The organism is Ketobacter sp. MCCC 1A13808 (genome assembly GCF_009746715.1).
In the GTDB taxonomy this organism is placed as follows: domain Bacteria; phylum Pseudomonadota; class Gammaproteobacteria; order Pseudomonadales; family Ketobacteraceae; genus Ketobacter.
The window spans coordinates 399223-414407 of the sequence record NZ_VRKW01000003.1 but is presented as its reverse complement, the minus strand read 5'-3'; the positions used below and the strand labels follow the sequence as shown (position 1 = coordinate 414407).

14 protein-coding genes and 1 pseudogene are annotated in these 15185 nt (G+C 51.4%); 8 read left to right on the top strand and 7 right to left on the bottom strand.

Features of this window, described 5'->3' with window-relative positions; all coding sequences use genetic code 11:
• Positions 1 to 45: 45 nt before the first annotated feature.
• Positions 46 to 1596 carry a sodium:solute symporter family transporter gene (locus FT643_RS08665; protein ID WP_156870980.1) on the top strand — a complete coding sequence of 517 codons (1551 nt, stop codon included), beginning with the start codon at positions 46 to 48 and terminating at the stop codon, positions 1594 to 1596.
• A gap of 34 nt (positions 1597 to 1630) precedes the next feature.
• On the opposite strand, the gene FT643_RS08660 is transcribed toward FT643_RS08665, so the two are convergent.
• Positions 1631 to 2887, bottom strand: a complete 1257-nt coding sequence (locus FT643_RS08660; RefSeq protein WP_156871169.1) for a spinster family MFS transporter — start codon at positions 2885 to 2887, stop codon at positions 1631 to 1633.
• Positions 2888 to 3240: 353 nt separating this feature from the next.
• On the opposite strand from FT643_RS08660, the gene FT643_RS08655 reads away from it, so the two are divergent.
• The 3 genes from FT643_RS08655 (at position 3241) to FT643_RS08645 (ending at position 5000) form a co-directional block, all read left to right on the top strand.
• Entirely contained in the window at positions 3241 to 3774 is a 534-nt protein-coding gene (locus FT643_RS08655; RefSeq protein WP_156870979.1) for a hypothetical protein, read from the top strand.
• Between the two features lie 384 nt (positions 3775 to 4158).
• On the top strand, positions 4159 to 4776 hold the full coding sequence (locus tag FT643_RS08650; protein ID WP_156870978.1) for an RNA polymerase sigma factor: 618 nt from the start codon (positions 4159 to 4161) through the stop codon (positions 4774 to 4776).
• Positions 4770 to 5000: a zf-HC2 domain-containing protein gene (locus FT643_RS08645; RefSeq protein ID WP_156870977.1), complete on the top strand. Its 231-nt coding sequence runs from the start codon at positions 4770 to 4772 to the stop codon at positions 4998 to 5000. The genes FT643_RS08650 and FT643_RS08645 overlap by 7 nt, the downstream gene beginning before the upstream one ends.
• Positions 5001 to 5007: 7 nt before the next feature.
• Here FT643_RS08645 and FT643_RS08640 read toward each other — a convergent pair whose 3' ends face one another.
• Together FT643_RS08640 and FT643_RS08635 are read right to left on the bottom strand one after the other, a co-directional pair.
• Positions 5008 to 5385: a hypothetical protein gene (locus FT643_RS08640; protein WP_156870976.1), complete on the bottom strand. Its 378-nt coding sequence runs from the start codon at positions 5383 to 5385 to the stop codon at positions 5008 to 5010.
• Complete coding sequence (locus FT643_RS08635; RefSeq protein WP_198043417.1) at positions 5372 to 6949, bottom strand: C13 family peptidase; 1578 nt, start codon at positions 6947 to 6949, stop codon at positions 5372 to 5374. Before FT643_RS08635 ends, FT643_RS08640 begins: the two co-directional genes overlap by 14 nt.
• A gap of 124 nt (positions 6950 to 7073) precedes the next feature.
• On the opposite strand from FT643_RS08635, the gene FT643_RS08630 reads away from it, so the two are divergent.
• Positions 7074 to 7772: a hypothetical protein gene (locus tag FT643_RS08630; RefSeq protein ID WP_156870974.1), complete on the top strand. Its 699-nt coding sequence runs from the start codon at positions 7074 to 7076 to the stop codon at positions 7770 to 7772.
• 52 nt (positions 7773 to 7824) lie between these two features.
• Here FT643_RS08630 and FT643_RS08625 read toward each other — a convergent pair whose 3' ends face one another.
• A complete protein-coding gene (locus FT643_RS08625) occupies positions 7825 to 8784 on the bottom strand; it encodes a helix-turn-helix transcriptional regulator (RefSeq protein WP_156870973.1) in 960 nt (319 codons plus the stop codon).
• A gap of 18 nt (positions 8785 to 8802) precedes the next feature.
• On the opposite strand from FT643_RS08625, the pseudogene FT643_RS23375 reads away from it, so the two are divergent.
• A pseudogene (locus FT643_RS23375) lies at positions 8803 to 9438 on the top strand (peroxidase family protein); the annotation flags it as partial.
• Complete coding sequence (locus FT643_RS23370) at positions 9433 to 9852, top strand: peroxidase family protein (RefSeq protein WP_232340056.1); 420 nt, start codon at positions 9433 to 9435, stop codon at positions 9850 to 9852. The pseudogene FT643_RS23375 and the gene FT643_RS23370, both read left to right, overlap by 6 nt.
• A gap of 54 nt (positions 9853 to 9906) precedes the next feature.
• Here the strand turns inward: FT643_RS23370 and FT643_RS08615 are convergent, their stop codons facing one another.
• Positions 9907 to 11226: a type IV pilus assembly protein FimV gene (locus FT643_RS08615; RefSeq protein WP_156870971.1), complete on the bottom strand. Its 1320-nt coding sequence runs from the start codon at positions 11224 to 11226 to the stop codon at positions 9907 to 9909.
• Positions 11227 to 11470: 244 nt separating this feature from the next.
• On the opposite strand from FT643_RS08615, the gene FT643_RS08610 reads away from it, so the two are divergent.
• Positions 11471 to 12382: a succinylglutamate desuccinylase gene (locus tag FT643_RS08610; RefSeq protein ID WP_156870970.1), complete on the top strand. Its 912-nt coding sequence runs from the start codon at positions 11471 to 11473 to the stop codon at positions 12380 to 12382.
• Positions 12383 to 12389: 7 nt separating this feature from the next.
• Here FT643_RS08610 and FT643_RS08605 read toward each other — a convergent pair whose 3' ends face one another.
• Together FT643_RS08605 and astD are read right to left on the bottom strand one after the other, a co-directional pair.
• Positions 12390 to 13721: an N-succinylarginine dihydrolase gene (locus FT643_RS08605; protein ID WP_156870969.1), complete on the bottom strand. Its 1332-nt coding sequence runs from the start codon at positions 13719 to 13721 to the stop codon at positions 12390 to 12392.
• Positions 13718 to 15184: a succinylglutamate-semialdehyde dehydrogenase gene (astD, locus tag FT643_RS08600; protein WP_156870968.1), complete on the bottom strand. Its 1467-nt coding sequence runs from the start codon at positions 15182 to 15184 to the stop codon at positions 13718 to 13720. The genes FT643_RS08605 and astD overlap by 4 nt, the downstream gene beginning before the upstream one ends.
• Position 15185: the final 1 nt, after the last annotated feature.

Genomic DNA, 15185 nt, shown 5'->3' with positions numbered 1-15185 from the left:
TTTCTTAAGGTAGTGCGCTAATAAATAGAAATACGCTGTGTTCTTATGCCCTCACTCGCCACCTTAGATTACGTTATTATCGCCATCTACCTGCTGGTGGTCATTGGCGTTTGCATCCGCGTAACCAAACGATCCCCCGATGCCGATGAATTGTTTTTGGCCAGTCGTAGCCTGGGGCCCTGGGTCATTGGCCTGTCGCTATTTGCTTCCAATATTTCCTCAACCACCTTAATCGGTCTGCCCGGTGCAGCCTGGGAAACCGGCATTTCGGTAGCGAATTACGAGTGGATGGCGGGGCTGGTATTAATGCTCACTGCGCTTTTTGTTGCGCCGGTGTTTATTAAACAACGGATCAGTACAGTGCCGGAAGTGCTGGAACGGCGCTTTGACCCACGCATGCGGAAATACCTGTCCGGTACGTCACTGTTCCTCAGTATCGTGCTGGACACCGCAGGCAGCCTGTACGCTGGCGCACTGGTTCTGATGATGTTCTTTCCGGGCTTGGCCCTGGCGCCCACCTGCGCCGCGATGGCCTTGTTCGCCGGTATCTATACCACCGCCGGCGGTTTGCGGGCGGTGGCCTACACCGATGTGCTGCAAACCCTGGTGTTATTGGCTGGCTCGTTACTTCTATCCATCATTGTGTTTGGCCAGTTCGATTACAGCTGGTCGCAAGTCACTTCCCGACTCGACGCCCAGCACTTGTCCTTGATCCGGCCGCTGGATGATCCGGCCCTGCCCTGGCTCGGCACGCTGATCGGGTTGCCGATTCTGGGCTTCTATTACTGGACCATGAATCAATACGTGGCTCAACGCTTGCTGGGCGCACGGGATGCCGACGCCGCGGGCAAAGGCGCGTTGATTGCCGCTGCACTCAAACTGCTGCCGTTATTTTTCATGGTGCTGCCGGGGGCCATGGCGGCAGCGCTGTTCACCGATCTGGAACGCTCCGATACCGTTTTCCCTCGCTTGATTGCTGAATTTGCGCCACCGGGGCTGGCCGGACTGATGTTAGCCGGATTAATGGCGGCCATTATGTCCAGTGTCGATTCCACCCTGAATTCTGCGTCCACCCTGTTTATTATGGATTTTGTAAAACCGAAAAAGCCCGCCATGACCCACCAGCAAATGGCCACCTGGGGGCGCTATTGCACGCTGATATTAATGGTATTGGCCGCACTCTGGGCACCGGCGATTGATCATTTTCCGGGGTTATTTGCTTATCTGCAGCAAGCCTTTGCTTACGTTACCCCGCCGCTGGTGGCGGCCTTCGCGATGGGGTTTTGCAGTAAAAAAATCGGCGCCGGGGCGGCGTTCCGGGGTGTGATCGCAGGTCATATTATCTCTGCCGTTTTGTTTGCAGGGTCGAAATTGGGCTGGCATGACATTCATTTTACTTTGATCGCAGGATTACTGTTCTTCGTCACCCTGGTGTTAATAACGCTGTTTCAATGTTCACCTTCGGCATCGTCACCGAGTGAACAACAAACGGCAACCACGGCACAGAAAAATGCCGATCCGGTTGCACCTGCCATTAAGACCGGTGCTCTCGTTCTGGTACTGTTGACCCTGGCCTTGGTTATCAGCTTTTGGTAAAACCCGGCGGTCGCTTTGAGCGGATCGATATGGCTTATGAAAAATCCGCTCGCAACTGTTCCACGCTTCGCTGATAAGGCTTCAGTGAGGCGAACAAAAGCACTATCGCCAAGCCCGTCGCGATACTACTGATAATCAACAGGGAATAACGCAATGCGTTATCGTCTGCAAACACGTAATCCGTAACCAATGCCACGGCAGTCGGACCGACCCCCAAGCCAAAGAACGTCACGACGAACAGGTACACCGCCGACGCCTGACCGCGCATTGGGTTGGGCATGATTTCCTGAATCGCAGCGGGTGCCACACCAAATGGCATTGCCAGTGTGAATGCGCCCATACCGATGGCCGCAATCGCCACATTCACGTTATCCGAGGCATAGCCCAGATACGAGGGTAACGCGAGGCAGGCAGCAATCAGGCCCACCCGCATGGGCGCAGCCGTATACCCTTTCAGAGTTAAGTAATCCGATAACCGGCCACCCACAAGAATGCCTAAAGAGCCGAACACGCCGACCAGAATCCCGTAGGTAAACCCCACTTCGGAAGGCGCCATTTGATGGCTGCGCATAAAAAAGGCCGGAACCCAGGAAGCGGCACCATAGGCACTGAACGCCAGACAGGCAAAGCTCAGATTATGCAGCAATACGGTTTTACGGTTTTTGTTAATATACGCAGCCACTTCCACAAAGGAGACCTCCGTGCCGGCCCCGGCACCCTGCCTTACCGGTTCTTTCAGAAAGGCCAGCAAGACACAAAAGATCACCCCGGCGGCACCGAGCATCAAAAAGATCAGCTGCCAGGGCCGGGTCTCACCGATCACCGGCAACATAATATCCCCTTGCGCCGAGGCAAAGTGGATCACCACGCCGCCCAGCAGAAACGCCAGCCCGGATCCCACATAAATACCCATTGAATACACACTGATCGCGGTAGCCCGTTTTTCAGGAGGGAAGCTGTCTGCGATTAATGAGTAAGCGGCCGGTGAAAGGGCCGCCTCACCAGCGCCGACACCCACCCGGGCGAACAGAAATTGCCAGTAGTGTTTTGCCATACCGCAGGCGGCGGTCATCGCACTCCATACCAGTACCCCCGCTGCAATCAAACCACGCCGACTGGTCTTGTCTGCCATGCGTCCAAGGGGAATACCGCAGATGGTGTAGAACAAGGCAAAAGAAAAACCCATCAGCAAACTCATCTGGGTATCCGAGATTTCAAGATCACGCCGTATCGGCCCGACCAGTAAATTCAGGATCTGGCGATCGATAAAAGACAGGATATAGGCCACCATCAAAATACTGACGGTTAACCAGCCTCGTGCAGTTGAGGGGTATGGAACGGACGTTTTCAAATCGGACCTCTTATTATTTTGATTGGAGAGAGGATTAGCTCTTCAAGCATGGATCATTTCCGTAATCACCACAAACCAGAAGCGCCCTAGCCATCAGGAAACGACCAAAAACCCCCTCTTTAGTCCTGTTAACCCATTCCGTGTGTCGACCGCCGCAGACAAAATCCTGAATTTGGCTGCCGCTTGTTCCACAGCTTTATGCGAATGAACGTTCCAGCCCCAAACGGCACTGATTTTGAATACCTGGTTGGTTTGTGCAATATTAAATAAGTAACTCTCCGGACTGAACTTTTATGGGCATACACAACGATCGCTTTCCGCCGATTATCATGGATATTGAAGCCTCCGGATTCGGGCCCACTGGCTATCCCATTGAAATCGGTTACATCGACTCTTCAAGCAAACGCTTTTGCGGGTTAATACAACCGCTACCGGACTGGAATCACTGGGATGATCAGGCCCAGCAAACCCATGGTATTAGCCGCAAAAAACTGCAGCGGCACGGCATGACCGCAATGGATTTGGCGCAGGAACTGAACCGGCAACTGGAAGGCAAGACCGTGTATAGCGACGGCTGGGTGGTCGATCACCCCTGGCTGTTAAAGTTATTCTTTGCGGTAAGGCTGGTTCCCACATTCAGGCTGTCTTCCATTGAATTGATTCTGAATGAACGGCAGATAGAGATCTGGGATGCCACCCGCCGCCAGGTGATCCAGGAAAACCAATTGAAGCGCCACCGCGCCAGTATCGACGCCTATATCATTCAGCAAACCTGGATCCGGACATACCAGGATACCCGCCTGCAAAAAAAAGCCGTTGTTATGTAAAACCGACAATGGTTTCTGTGTTTTTTTCGATATTGCGCACCAAAAATAGACACGTATTATTTTTCTGCGCCACATCGAAGCGTACGCATGATTAGATAACAATCAATCATTCCGAATTCTGTGATTTTTTTCACTCTAATGGTCTTCACCCTCTCCATAAAATCAGAATTGGCATCGTGCTTGCTTGGAACATGACATAGAGTCAAATTTTTCGGACTCGACCCGTTTTAGCCGACCCTTGTTGTCACTTTGGGAACACACACGTTTTAGAAATGGATCTTCAGCGTGTGTTTTACCCTGACTCAATTGCTTTTGCCCCTCCCTCTTCCAATGTGTATGATTCCTTCCCACTTACCGTATGCCTATGGTTTTCTTATTCATACCATGTCGAACAGCCAAGACGCGCTCAACCTGGACCGCTTGCGACAACAAGATCACTTGGCCTTTGAAGCCTTGGTGGCCGCCCATCACCGACAACTGGTTGCCGTCGCCCGCGCCATTATCGGCGATAGCCTGGCGGAAGAGGTAGTGCAGGAAGCCTGGGTTTCCGTGTACAAGGCACTGCCTAAATTCGAAGGCCGATCCAGTGTCAGAACCTGGCTTTATACCGTAGTCAGTAACGGCGCAAAGACACGCCTGCGACGGGAAAAACGCAGCGTTTCTCTGGAGGACATCAGTGATGACGGTAATATCGATTATCTAGGTCAGGATCGTTTCTCGCCGGGTGGTCACTGGAAAAATCCGGCACCCGGCTGGCACCTGGATTCACCCGATCAGTTGCTGGAAGAACAGCATCTGCAAAAATGCATTGAGCACACCGTATCCCTGCTTCCGGATCAACAAAAAGCCGTGTTTATACTGCGTGATCTGGAGCAGGAAGCGTTAACGGAGATCTGTAACATTCTGGATGTGTCTGAGTCCTATGTGAGAGTGCTGTTACATCGAGCCCGGGTGAAACTAATGCAAGTAATTGATCGTTATCAGGAAACAGGTGAATGTTAAAATGTCGCGATGTCGCGCATCAAGCCAGCGACTACATCGATAATAATATGCGTGGTTGGGAGCTGTTCCGCTTTCGGCTGCACTTGTTCATCTGTTTTTATTGTCGTCGTTTTGTGCGCCATGTACGCATCACCCGAGATTTTGTTCGTAGCCGGCCAGTACCAAAAGCAAGCAGCGCGGAAATTGAAACCGTAATGAAAGTCGTGCAGCAAACCCGGGACTAACTTGTCGCTAGCTGGATTTATCCTGCGGGGAAGCGGCGGGTGCAGGACGACGATTGGAGCGTTTGTCATCCCAATTCAGTTCTTTGGGGTCATACCAGTTTATGTCCTGCAAGACTTTCTCCCGGGTTGCCCTCGACAAGGTCACCCACAGCTCCTCATAACCCGTCAAGCCCTGCTCACGCCGTCGCGCCACCTTACTTTTTAATCGTGAAATAATATTGGGCAAATCCAAAGCTTCTCCCAATTTCCCCGGCACGGTATAGATCTGTCCCAGATACTTACGCCGGTGAGTTCGCTGTTCCAGCACGGCCTGCAATGCCAGAGCAGCTGCCAGCGCGGTGTCTTCATCAAACTCGGCATTGATTGTTCTGTCACTGTTTACCATGGAATTCTGATACAGCTAACTCTTTCAGTTTATGGGACATTTTCGGGCCGACGACCATTTGCGGCTTGGATGGTGTTAAATCTTCCTCCGATTCCCGCGCTTCGATCCAGGTGGTCGCGTTTTTAAATATAGTTTGCCAACTGTCTTGTTGCGTAAATGATTCGGCGAAAAAGGCTTTACCAAAATAAGTAAAGTCAGATTCGTCAGAGCAGCCAAACGAAGTCCGGTCAGCGGCGGCGGATGTGATGATCATCCGGGTGTCGGCCTGCAAAGCGGGAATAAAGCCGCCAGAATAGCAGGCGGATATCATGATCATCTGCCATTTGATACCAGAATTTTGCAGAATTTGTGCCAGATCATCAGCCTCTATCTGTGGCAGGGTGATGCCTTTTTGCTTGATGACAAAGCGGTGATCACTGCTGCCATGACTGGTCATATAGATCAACAACACGTCCTCGTCTTTATCCATTTTGTTAGCAATGGCCTGCACCGATTTTTCAAGGCTGGTGCGGGTCGCCATTACCACTTCGCCGATCTGCGTGCGGTCGTTAATCAGGACAACGGATTTATCCTTATTATGAAAGCGGGAATCAATTTTATCGCTGATGTATTTCATTTCCCGGCCAAACACTCTTTGCGTACCGTCCCCTGCGACCCCGAGAAAATAAACATCGGTGACGCCGGGTGTGTGATCTGCAATCGTTGACAACTGCTGCTGCAGGCGCAGCTCTTCGCTGTATAACGCCGCTTCCAGCTTCTCGGAGTAACGATCAATAAACGCGTCCGGCTGTGCGTGCACCACGCGCCCGTTTTGCCAGCGACCACTGTACTGTTTGACCCCATGGGCCTCTTCGGCCAGATACATAACGCCCTCACCATTCGGTTGCCCCTGGCGGAATTCACCCTCGTAACGGTCTCCACCGGCATAGTATAAAATGCCGTTGCCCTGATAGCGCCAGTTTAAAAAAGCGCCCACGTAACGCTCGCCATCGCCGTCATTATGTTCACCGTCGCCACTGAGCTGACCATCGACAAACGCCCCTTTCCAGCTTTGCCCGGCGGAAAAAAATTGCCCGGCACCGTGGTACAGCCAATTTCTGAAGCCGCCTTTATAGACTAACTCGCCACTGACCGTGTGTTCGCCTTCGCCGCGGAGTTCGTCGTCGACAAACTCGCCGCTATAAACCGAATCTTTCTGGACATAGCGGCCCTGTCCATTAAACGAACCCCGCTTGAATGAGCCGATGTAGGTGTCACCGTTGGCATAGCGTAATTCGCCCTGGCCACTAAACTCACCACGCCCGAACTGACCAAAATACTCACTGCCATCAGCCATTTTCAGGTGCCCCCGACCAGAGAACACACCCTCTTTGAATTCACCCCGATAGTAACCGCCGTGCGCCCAGTGGATTTCACCTTCGCCCTGCAATACACCGTCTTTGACGGTGCCCCGATAGACACCGCCATCCGCCAATACCGGAATGGGCTGAATAATCTGCTTATGTAGAACCAATCCTGTGAGCACCCCGATTATCAGCGCGCCTAGAAGTACGAATTTATTCAAACAACACCTTTGCCAAAAAAACACGGGACATAGCAACCTCCCAGTGTCGCATAGACCTTTTTAAGATGCCATCCAAACCCCCGAAGCCACCGTTTCGGCGATAATAATAAAGGTATAAAACACTATGATGCGCTCAAAGACGATTGCCGCCATCCTGCTGCCCACGTATGTTCTGCTTGGCTGCGGCGCGGAGCCCTTTGATAGCCGCCGCTCCACGACCAACAGTCCTGATCTGACCGGCTTGTGGCGATTGAATCTGGAGACCGCAAAATCCGGCCTGTCTGCCAACGCCAATATCACGTTTACCTTGCTGGATAGCGCATCGGATAGCGTGAAAATGGTGGCGTGCTCCGGACGTGAAACAGAGCAACTGGGGCGCGAAGGTAACAAATTATCGGGGATGCCGGTGGGGGTCACCAGCGTAGTGAACAATGACAAACTCACCGCAAACAGTGAGCTGGGCAAAAGTGTTGCAACCAAAATGTCCACCAGCGCCCTATTTGATATGGGCAAGTTAAGCATCAACGGCGGCGATCTGGGATCCATAGCCAGCAGCAATCTGTGCGTGCAATCGGATTATGCCAGCGTGCTGGGACAGGCTACCCAAGACCGCTTCTCTGCCACCATCCCGCTTCAGGGTAAACCTTTAACGTTTGATATCAGCCGTATGGGCAGATTGAGCAAAGGAACCTATGAGGTGAACCTGCGCAATGGCACCCTCACCATCACAGAAGACAGCGACGTTTGGTTCAAGGGAAATTTCAGTGCCGACATGCCCAATGGCCAGACCGTTAGCGGGAACTTTGAATTCGAAAAGCCTTAATCACTTCCTGCCAATGGAAACCACCTGAATCTGCGTGCAGCGAACAGGTGGTTTAGGCTTTGTCGTTCACCAACGCGAGTTCCTGGGCTTTTACCACCGCTTCCGTCCGGTTGCGCACCTCCAGCTTGCCGAAAATATTCTGCAAGTGCCATTTAACCGTAGTAAGTGCGATTTCGGATCGACGTGCGATGCGCTTATTGCACAGCCCTTCTGTTAGCAGACTCAGAATTTTCAGTTCTTTCTCGGTTAGACCAAAACAATCCGGCCGCAGCGATGAACGCACCTTGCGGTGCGCAAACACAGTCTCGGCGATCGGCGAAGCTGAAGCAGGTGAACTCGACATGTGATCCTTTTTTGCAATCAGGGCACGTAAACCGGAGATAAATTCGTTGCTGAGCTGTGCTTCAAAATCGTTATTTTTATCCATGATCCGCCATAAATCAGACCAGCCAAAATCGTCTTCTGCTATAACGTACTGAAACTGAAACCTTTGCGCCAGCACCATCGCGCCGTTCATGCTTTCGCGCGCCTCACTGTAACGCCCCTGTTTAAACTCGCACAAGGCTTTGACACCAGAAAACAGAATCCGGTGTCGCAGATCACCCACCTGCATACTTTTAATCAACCCCTGCATAGCATAATTAAGTGCAGAGAGTTCGTCGCCGTCATCCACCAACATCAACAACTGACATTTCAATGCGAAAACCGCTTCCCGATCTTGTTGCCCGTGAAATAAAGATTCCAGGCTGATATGAGCAAAGCAATCGCCGTATTGTTCCTGCAGTGAACCTAAATCCAAACCCATGCGCCGATACGCTCTCATCAACTCGAAACAAAGTTCGGGTAGCAGATCCGAGATTAGCGGTTGCCGGGCTAATCGAAAACGAAGTTGCACTAGCAACAACAAGGATTCTTCGCAACGCCCCTGGGTGGTTAAACAGTGCGCCAGATGATCGTAGGAAATTGCCCGCTCGGTTTTATTATTGTTATCGGGTAACTTACTTTTCTTCATTCTTACTTTCTAAATGAAAATACAGCCTGGTGGGACGGCTCGCAAATATATGGCAGCGACAAAACCACCAACCACAGCTTACGCATCATGCAGGACGGAAAGATGCGAATGGTCAACGGCCGCTTGCCTATCGGAAGCGATGGTATCCCGGAAACCGGCTTTAACCGCAACTGGTGGGTTGGGCTGGAATTGATGCATACTTTGTTTGTGTCAGAACATAACGCGATCGCCGATCATCTAAAGCAGAACCATCCCAATTGGAGTGATGAGCGACTGTTTCAAACTGCCCGACTCATCAATGCGGCCTTGATGGCGAAGATACACACCGTTGACTGGACCCCAGCCATTCTTAAAAATTACACGCTGCGGGAAGCCATGTTTGCCAACTGGCGCGGATTTTTACCTTACGGCTTTCCCGAATTCGGTAACCCTGCAACCGACGGCATCATGGGAGGTGAACGGGATCTGGCGAACGTGCCGTTTAGCCTGACTGAAGAATTCACGGCGCTTTATCGAATGCATCCTTTACTGCGCGATAGTTTGCAGGTACGTAATTATCAAAACAATAACTTGCTGACCACCAGCAACACGCAGGATCATGCCTTCCAAGGCGCTACTGCACTGACCGATACCTATGGTCTGACTAACTTGTTCTATTCCTTCGGCCTCAACCCGATCACTGACTTCACTGATATCAACCCCAATAGCGCTTTAGCGGAAAAACTGCGTGATATTTATAACGACGACGTGGAGATGATTGATGTGATGATCGGATCCTATGCCGAAGGCTACCGCCCGCCGGGTTATGGATTTGGTGAAACGTCCTTCCAGATCTTTATTGCAATGGCGTCCCGAAGATTAATGGCAGACCGCTTTTTTACTGACGATTTTCGTGCCGAAATCTATTCTGCCGAAGGTCTTGATTGGGTGGATGACAACAACTTTCAAACGGTTTTAATTCGTCATATGCCGGAACTGGCCGGCCAGTTGGAGAAAGTAGAAAATCCGTTCTTTCCCTGGGATGAAGAGAATGAATGGTTCCTGGAAGAATATCGGGTGCGGCGTTAATTATTGTTGAATTAAGGCGATGCAAAAAGCCCGGCTAAGAAGCCGGGCTTTTTTCTATCTTCCCATGTTGCGTATCGGAGCGTCCAGCATCCAATCGCTTTGGTCTTGCCCCTCGATTTCAGATAGCGCCAGGCCATTCATCAAGCTATCGTCTTGCTGAACTTCGATGAGTATCGGCGTTACGCTGTGATTTCCGGTATCGTTCCGCATTGCTTTTGCTTTAATGTTTTCCAATGCCCGGCCTACCTGAGCTTTGTCTTCTGAACGGTTGCGATCCCGCTGCGCTCCGAATACCAGCTGGTACAGATCCTCATCTTTATAATCATCAGCGCGCTTTTGGCGCGTCACAAGTTGTGCACGCATATAGAAAAATGCCAACATAAATGTAAGGGGCAACAAAGCCAGCAGATACCAAAATCCGGCTTGCTCTTTTTGTTCAACGGCAGCCTGAACTGCATTCTTGCTACTCAGCAGATCCTGCGCTGTTAAATGCTGTAACAACGCTCCGCTGGGAATAGGTAGCCCGATGTTACCGGATAGCGGGATTGCGCTTTGTTGTGCAGCAGGGGAAGCACCCGCTCCTATAGCAAGCAACGGGCTCGCCACGGGCTGAACATGCGCGGCCTCGACCGGCTGCTGCTGTGCAGCCTGCGGTACCGGCTTCTGAAGATCGTCTATCGCTAGCGTAGCCACTTCTGAAGCCGGAGCGGCCGACAATAAATCACCATTGGCGACCCTGGTCTGCACCAGCTTCAAGCTATCCAGCTCCGTTCGGATCGCATTCCGGCGTGCCAGCAAAGCTGCTCGCTCGCGTTGCAAACGCAGTAATTGGGCTTTCAGAGAATTCATCGTGTCCGCCGGTTGGAGCGCTCGGGTTTCCCGCCTGGGGTTAGCCACCGGCTTTGCGGGAATCGAAGTCTTTGGCTGTACCGCCAATGGGGGTCGTGATGAAACCGGATGCAGGGCAGCACTCTGATTCAGATAATTCTGTGGGGGATCCAAGAGAATCTCATAGCGCCGGTAAGTAGCCCCTTCCGGCCACCGCAACTCCACCACCATGTCGATATAAGGTTCCTGGATACGCTTGGTTGACATTACCCGCGCCGATAATACGCCTTGATCGCTTTCAATCACATCGAATCGCATTGTGCCATGGTCGACCAGATCACGCGCACCGAAACGGGCATAAACATCGGCACTGGCCAGACTGATTTTAACATCCGAACGGGTAAGCTCTTGCTGAGAGAGCAATGTTATTTGCGCATTCAAGTGAGCCCCTAGAGGCGACTCGACTGCAATATTTCCCAAACCCATCGCATGCACAACACCCGCCTGGAGCGCAGCGCCAGCCAACAGTAGTGACCTATACTTCATGTTTTATCCTTACTACATATCCATAACGAAACAAAAAGGAAACAAACTAATCAATACCTAGTCTATTGAACTGTAGACCATGTCTTAAAAAGCAGCATAGCCATTGCAACACAACTCATACGAATTCATGCAACGATGTAATGATGATAGACAATTGTAATTGAAACCGATTGAATACAGACTTGGTTATTAGGTTTGTGAGACATAGACCAAAAGGTTATAGGCCGGACAACGAGGTCGCGCGATGCAGGCTCAGGAGCAGATTTTTTATTATCAAGGTAATCAAGAAGATGCTGCAGGAATCATCATTAGCTGCGGTATTCACGGCGATGAGATCATTCCGGTATTTGCTCTACAGCAAATGCGATCCTATTTGTCCACTTGCGCCAGAGAGCTGCCCTTTTCCTTATTGTTGATCTTTGGAAATCCAACCGCGATTGAGCGGCGACAACGATTTGTCACAACTAATCTGAATCGGTTATTCGGCCTGAAACACAAACCCGACTGCGATGAAGGCACCCGCGCTGGCATCCTGGAGCAAGCCTGCATCGATTTCAGTAACAGTTGCAGTAAGGTGCTGTACCACCTGGACCTGCACAGTACAATAAAAGCGTCCCTACACCCCCGCTTTGCATTACGGCCTGCAAACATCACGACAGACGCGATCAATACCCATGCTTTGTCCGACCAAAGATCGCAGCAAAAACCGGCATCGTTTTTCAACCTGCTCGGCGTAAGTGCTTTGGTTGAACAAAGCCAGCATTCCAATACTTTTTCCCGCTTCACCGCCACCACCCTGCAATGTGAGAGCTTTACGGTTGAATGCGGTAGTCACTCCAATCCGGATGCCGGGGATATAGAGCGCCTGACCCAATGTTTAATCCCGTTTGTTTTTGATTCCCAAAATAAAGATACGCCCACTCAGCCAGCTGCCATGGCGCATTTTAAGGTCAGCCATGCAATCATCCGCGAAACGGATCAATTCCGGTTTTTGATCGAGGAAAACGAGCCCAACTTTTCGATTCATCCTGCTGGCACTGCAATTTACGCTGACACGAAAGGCCCTTATTATTGCGACACCGAAAGTGCAACTTTATTTCTCAATAGTGCTGTCCCATGCGGACAGAGAGCGGGATTACTTCTGACAAAAATCTAACGCCAAGTTAAGGCAGAAACGGCTGTAATAAACTTTCTGGCAGCTCCAGAATCTCATATATCTTCTCGATAGCGGACAACATTGAGCGCACCACATTCCAATCCGATAGCATAGCGATGCTCAGTTGCTCCGGGTAATATCTTTGTACTACTGTCTCCAGCTCAGCAATGGTTTTCAAGTCTACAATCAGATTCCCTTTCATCGCCTTCATTTCAGTTTCCGCCAGATTAATGCGCAATCTCAGGCACGCGGGCCCACCCCCGTTTTTCATGCTCTGATCCAGATCCAAATACTCAATCTCGGACAGGCCTGCCTGTGCACGCAAACTTTTTTCGACGTAATCAAACACCGCAGAATCGCGCTGACATTGCGTCGGAAGTAGCATCGCGAGCGCACCATCGCTACGGGTTACAATCTGGCTATTGAATAAATAGGCCGACACCGCTTGCGCCAGTGTTATCTGCCGCTCTTCAATGTTGATAATCTGGATTTGGCCGCCACTCAGGATTTGCAAACGCTGCAAGAAATCGCGCTGATTGACGAAGGCCTGGTCGTGACAAACCAGCAATCGGTCATGAGAAAGTGCAATGACGTCGTTGTGAAAAACGCCGCTGTCGATCGCATGCGGTGTTTGTTGAACCAGCACCACCTGGGACGCTGGTATCCGGTTTAATCGCGCTACCGCCTGGCTCGCGGCCAGACTCTGTCGTGCGGCATAACGCTGATTTGCCGGTGCAGCCACTGAGTGATCGTAACCGTATACCAATACATGGATTGCATTCCCGCAGCCCCCGATTCGCATATGATTGGCTGCGCCTTCATCTGACAATGGCAATACCGGCGGTAGTGGCGGGTTTACCCTAAAATAGCGGGTGTCGGAAAACACGTAACGTAACAAGGCTTCGGTCGCACCCACTTCAATACTGCGGTGCAGATGACTGATCAGATTGGCCGGGGTTATATTCAGTTTTTGGTCGTCCGTATCACAGGAAGGCGCCACCGTGGCAGCATTCGCAACCCACATAGACGAAGCGGAACAGGCATTGGAGAACAACAACGGCTGTTGCTTGAAGGCCTGTTCTAATACGTGCTGCGGCTCACCCCGATAGCCAAGGCGGTAAAGCAACCTGAAATCAGGCCGCACTTGGGGCGGCAGGACACCTTGCCTGACACCACGCTGCATCATCCAGCGTATTTTCTGCAAACCCTGCAAAGCAGCTTGGCGCGGGCTGGACATCCGCTGTTGGTTCTGAAGCGAAGCCAGATTGCCTTTGGCTAATCCGGAATAGTTGTGATTTGGCCCCACCAGCCCATCGAAATTAACTTCGTTTGTTGTCACAGCGTCATACCGGGCGGTAATTCAGCCGGGCTTTGTGGTTCTTCCGCAGTCAGTGAGGCCACCGGATAAGCGCAGTAATCCGCTGCATAGTAAGCACCAGGATTGAAGTTACCACTGGCACCGATGCCACCGAAGGGTGCTGAACTGCTAGCCCCGACCAACGGCTTATTGCAATTCACGATTCCTGCGCGCACTTGATCAGCAAACACTTGATAGGTTTCCGGCTGCTCGGTGACGATGCCTGCCGCCAGCCCAAAACGGGTGTCGTTACATAACGTCAGCGCATGCTCCAAATCCCGGTAGCGATACAACTGCAATACCGGGCCGAATAGTTCCTCATCGTAGTTTTGCTGCGCCGTCGACATATCCACAATACAGGGTGACATCAAGGTCTGCTGTGGATTCCCGTATTGACTTTGCAGCAACGTGGTACCACCGATATTATTCAACAACTGTATCCCGTGATTCAGATGGGCAACTGCATCCTTTGAAATCACGGTACCCATAAAGGGTTGCGGCTGAGCAAAACCATCAGCCACCACCAAATTTTTTGCACAGTGAATAAGATCCTCAACAAACTGATCTCCCCAGCGGCTGTCCGGCAACATCAGCCGCCGTGCACAAGTGCAACGTTGACCGCTACTAACAAAGGCCGAGAACAGGGAAAGATACATAGCCGCCTTCGCGTTACCTACCTGATCAATAACCAACGGATTATTGCCACCCATTTCCAATGCCAGTACTTTTTCCGGATGACCGGCGAATTGTTTGTGCAGGTAGTGTCCTGTCTGCGCGCTCCCGGTAAACAGGATGCCATCCAATTGCGGGTCCTCTATTAAGGCTGAGCCAGTCACTTTGTCGCCCTGTACCAAATTGAACACACCCGGTGGCAGTCCGGCCGCCACCCATAATTGGCACATTTCCTCTGCCACTCCGGGAGTCAGCTCACTGGGTTTGAATACCACACAATTACCCGCCAAAATGGCCGGTAATATATGACCGTTGGGCAGGTGACCTGGAAAATTAAACGGTCCGAATACCGCCAACACCCCATGAGGGCGGTGACGAACACTTAACATTCCCGCCGCGGTATCGTGCTGCGTGGTACTGGTACGTTCCTGCAATGCCCGTAACGATATCGCCGTTTTAGCCAGCATCGCGTTGACTTCGCTTTCAGCATCCCATAACGGCTTGCCATTTTCCTGGGTGATCAGCTTGCTGAATTCGACTTTGCGCTGGCTGAGCAATTCAGTGTAACGGTTAACAATATCGACCCTATCTGCTAAAGAGGTTTTGCGCCATTTGCTGAACGCTGTGCGGGCTGCCTCAACAGCGGCCGCAACCTGATCGCGGTCTGCCCCCGGCCCCTGCCAAATCACCGCATCGGTTAGCGGATTGAGGGACACCAAATCCGCGCCAGCTCCCGCTAACCATTCATTATTTATGAGGGCAGCATTATTCATT

Excerpts from the sequence above, each read along its gene's own strand:
- FT643_RS08630 (WP_156870974.1), top strand. The coding sequence starts at position 7,074 with ATGATGCGCTCAAAGACGATTGCCGCCATCCTGCTGCCCACGTATGTT.
- FT643_RS08645 (WP_156870977.1), top strand. The coding sequence starts at position 4,770 with ATGTTAAAATGTCGCGATGTCGCGCATCAAGCCAGCGACTACATCGAT.
- FT643_RS08665 (WP_156870980.1), top strand. The coding sequence starts at position 46 with ATGCCCTCACTCGCCACCTTAGATTACGTTATTATCGCCATCTACCTG.
- FT643_RS08655 (WP_156870979.1), top strand. The coding sequence starts at position 3,241 with ATGGGCATACACAACGATCGCTTTCCGCCGATTATCATGGATATTGAA.
- astD (WP_156870968.1), bottom strand. The coding sequence starts at position 15,184 with ATGAATAATGCTGCCCTCATAAATAATGAATGGTTAGCGGGAGCTGGC.
- FT643_RS08610 (WP_156870970.1), top strand. The coding sequence starts at position 11,471 with ATGCAGGCTCAGGAGCAGATTTTTTATTATCAAGGTAATCAAGAAGAT.
- FT643_RS08650 (WP_156870978.1), top strand. The coding sequence starts at position 4,159 with ATGTCGAACAGCCAAGACGCGCTCAACCTGGACCGCTTGCGACAACAA.
- FT643_RS08625 (WP_156870973.1), bottom strand. The coding sequence starts at position 8,784 with ATGAAGAAAAGTAAGTTACCCGATAACAATAATAAAACCGAGCGGGCA.
- FT643_RS08640 (WP_156870976.1), bottom strand. The coding sequence starts at position 5,385 with ATGGTAAACAGTGACAGAACAATCAATGCCGAGTTTGATGAAGACACC.
- FT643_RS08615 (WP_156870971.1), bottom strand. The coding sequence starts at position 11,226 with ATGAAGTATAGGTCACTACTGTTGGCTGGCGCTGCGCTCCAGGCGGGT.
- FT643_RS08660 (WP_156871169.1), bottom strand. The coding sequence starts at position 2,887 with ATGGTGGCCTATATCCTGTCTTTTATCGATCGCCAGATCCTGAATTTA.